This window comes from Polaromonas sp., from assembly GCF_016185115.1.
GTDB lineage: Bacteria > Pseudomonadota > Gammaproteobacteria > Burkholderiales > Burkholderiaceae_C > Polaromonas.
The window spans coordinates 1-3,534 of the sequence record NZ_JACPOF010000027.1 but is presented as its reverse complement, the minus strand read 5'-3'; the positions used below and the strand labels follow the sequence as shown (position 1 = coordinate 3,534).

The following is a 3,534-nucleotide window of genomic DNA, read 5'->3' as shown; positions in this document are numbered from 1 at the left end:
GCGACGTCATCGACGCCGGCGCCGGAGACGACCAGGTCATCGCCAGCTGGGGCGATGACCTGGTTGACGGCGGCGAGGGCGACGATCAGATCAGCGGGATGGCCGGGGCCGACATCCTTGAAGGCGGCCAGGGCAATGACAACATCGATGGCGACGGCACCGTCAAGGCCGGCTACCTCAACACCGTGGATGGTGCAAGCCACGGCGATGACTTCATCGATGGTGGTGACGGTGCCGACCAGCTGTGGGGCGACCAGGAGGCCGCGCGCCTCGCCGGCAGCGCAGCCACTGACCCTGCGGCCTGGGGCAATGACGAGCTGGATGGCGAGGAGGGCAATGACACTCTCGTTGGCGGCGGCAAGGACGACGTGCTGTACGGCGGGGCGGGCAACGACCTGCTGATGGGTGACGAATCCAGCATCGCGCTGGATGCAAGCGCCAATGGGGCGGATCACCTGGATGGGGAGGACGCGCGCGGAGTTGCTATTGATTCGATAGCTGCCAGCGCATGTCGGCTAGGGTCTACAGGCCGATTCAAAAACGAAAAATGGCGCCGCAGGGCTGAAAAGCGCGCTTCTCAACGGCGCTTAGGGCATCAAAAAGAGAAAAGTGCTCACGCGTACTCCGCGCGGCTTGCGGACAGAAAAAGGCCCGGGAGGCGGATGGATAGTGCTCCGTTGTGTCGCGCGTCTCAAATCACAGATGTCGGCAGGAGCAGTACATGATCGGTTCGATTTTCTTGGGGGCCGCCATTTTCTGGCTTCTGTTGACGGTCTCCCTCACCATCAAGATTCCTCGCTGGTTCGGCTTGAAACTCTATGCGAGCTGGCTGCTACGTTTGTTGATGTTGCCGCTACTCTTGGTGGGACCCTTCGTGGATGAAATTGTGGGGATGCGGCAGTTTGAAAAGCTTTGTCAAGAGCGTGCGGTAGTGAAGCTAAGTCCAGGCGCAAGTCAAGTGAAACGAGCCAAGAGGGCCGAAACCCGGTACGTTGATCTTCTGGGCTACTGGATAAACATTGACGCGCAACAAATCACCTATCTCAACGCTGATACAGGTGAGCCATTTCTAACCTACGAAATACTACGCACAAAGGGTGGGCGGATCGCCGGCACCGCGTTATTGGGGGGCGTTCATTCATGTTCTCCACCAGTTCCCAACGCCATGAATCGTTTAGATATCGACAAACTAGTAAAGCAAGGGAGTGCGCAATGAAACAGATTGAATCCGCTTACATCAATGCGCTGCTAGCCGACGCAGCCTATCGACCTGTGACCGAAGGAATGACACAGGAGCAACTATTAGGTGAACTCGAATCGCGTATGACCCTTGCGCAAGCCACTTTTCTGGCAAGCAACTTTGACGTCCTAAACAGCATAGAAACACCCACTCCCTTGGGCCCCGGATTTGACGCAGTAATTTGGCGTGGCAAATCCGGCACGGAATACGAGGGTCAAACCTACGTGTCCATGCGCGGTACGCAAGGCGCTGCAGACCTCGCTGACGACGTTTCCTTGGCTGCCACCGGTGTGCCAAAGGACCAAATTGTCGCAATGGTGAACTGGTGGCTGCGCATAACCGCCCCTGAATCGGCGACCGTTGTTCGGCAAATTCAGTACGGCGCCACCACCATAGACCCGGTGACAGGAGAGGTCATCTCCGACAACGCCTTTTCTTTGGTAGCCGAACCAATCGTCCGTACTGGTCCGACTATCGATGTCAGCACCATCACAGGTGTCAATGGTCACAGCCTGGGTGGCTACCTGGCCACCACATTCACTCGCTTGTTTGGCAATCAGTTTGGTGTGCAGGCTGTCAGCACTTTCAACAGCGCGGGCTTTAGCAATGTCGCGGCCCTGAACGTGAAAACCAGCTTCGATCAGATCGCCCAGCTGCTTGGCTTGACAGGAAGCTTCAATGAGGTAGCAGCGAAGCAGGCCAACTACTACGCGCAAAACGGCATCAGCTTGACCACGAATAGCGTGGCGGACGCTTACTTTTTGGCGCCCGGCTTTAATCAGTACGGGGGACGCGTTGCGTTGAACCAGGAAGGTCTTTCGACCGAAGGCGCCAGCAATCACGCGATGTACAAGCAAACCGATTTGCTTGCGCTTGGCGTCGCGCTGGAGAAGCTTGATGGCTCGATGACGTTTGCCAAACTGAACGACATCATCCGGGCAGGCTCGAACAACGTGAAGGCGAGCTACGAGGGCGTTCTGGATAGTGTGCGCAGCATGGTTTTTGGCGTAGGCAATTTCACGGCAACACTGGTTGGTGACATCGGCCCAGACAATGCGCCTAATCGCGTTGACTACCATGAAAAGCTCGACGAACTCATCAAGGCGAACGCCTTCCAAGTCCTGTCAGGCAAAGTAACCATCAGCCTCGCGGGAAGCAACTTGGCCACCCAAGCCAAAGCCCGCATCGGCTTCGAAGAAATCGCCACACTGCAAACGCTCTCGCCCTTCGTCCTTAGTCCGGTCGGCCAAGACGGAATCAACGCGATCGAATCGCTGTGGCAGTCTGCCGCCTGGGGCGATAAGTATCATGCCTGGCTTGCTGACAAGGCTTCGTTGCAAGCTGGACATGTCGCGTCGAACTACACCGACAAATGGATAGCCGATCGAGCCGCGATGCTAAGTGTGTTCGTCGATCGCAACAATCAAGACATTGCTAGTGGGCTGCTGCTGCAAGGCAGGGAGAGCGTCGATTATTCGGATGCTGAAAGCGGTCAGACACTAGCCGTGCGGGTAGGCGTACCCAACTCAGGCACTGTGGCGCGCAAAGTCATATTTGGAAATGACGCAGTCGATATCCTTGAAGGAGAATCGCGCGAAGACGACCTCTACGGCGGTGCAGGCAACGACTTCATCGACGGCAAAGGCGGCGCCGACTACCTCGAAGGCAACGCAGGCACCGACAGCCTCTACGGCGGAGACGGAAACGACACCCTTCTCGGTGGTTCGGATGACGACCAGCTCAGCGGTGAAGCCGGCAACGACATCCTTGAGGGAGGTGCCGGTAGCGACAGCTACCGCTTCGAAGGTCCCTGGGGCAAGGACACCATCACCGATTCCGACAACAGCGGGCGCATCCTGATCGATGGCAACGCCGCCACCGGCGGTAAAACCACCGGCTACCGCAACGTATGGCAAGCCAGGGACGCCGAGGGCAACTACCTGAACTACGCCGTCTACGACGACAGCGCATCCTCCACAGGCAAGAGACTGGTCATCACCAAGGGAACGGACCAGGCCAACACCATCACCGTCAACAACTTCGACTATGCCGCAGCCACCGGCGGCGCCGGCTACCTGGGCATCAAACTGGACGCAACCCAGCGGCTGATCATCAAGGAAGGTTCAGGCGCGAACGCCTGGAACGACCTCGCGTTCGACCCCGCCAGCCTGCAAGGCCAGGGCAGCACCATCCAGAAAGGCGGCGGCAAGGCCTACACCGCCTACCTCGCCAGCGCCGCCAAGGCCGGCGACACCATCACCCTCAGCTTCAGCGGCAGCGGCGCAGACAAGCTC

2 protein-coding genes and 1 pseudogene are annotated in these 3,534 nt (G+C 58.3%); all 3 read left to right on the top strand.

Going from position 1 to position 3,534, the window contains the following annotated elements; all coding sequences use genetic code 11:
* Positions 1-725, top strand: a pseudogene (locus HYX42_RS18810) (hypothetical protein); the annotation flags it as partial.
* Entirely contained in the window at positions 722-1,216 is a 495-nt protein-coding gene (locus tag HYX42_RS18805) for a hypothetical protein (protein ID WP_293406003.1), read from the top strand. The pseudogene HYX42_RS18810 and the gene HYX42_RS18805, both read left to right, overlap by 4 nt.
* Positions 1,213-3,534 (top strand): calcium-binding protein (locus HYX42_RS18800; protein ID WP_293406001.1); only part of this gene is annotated, 2,322 nt, incomplete at its 3' end. The genes HYX42_RS18805 and HYX42_RS18800, both read left to right, overlap by 4 nt.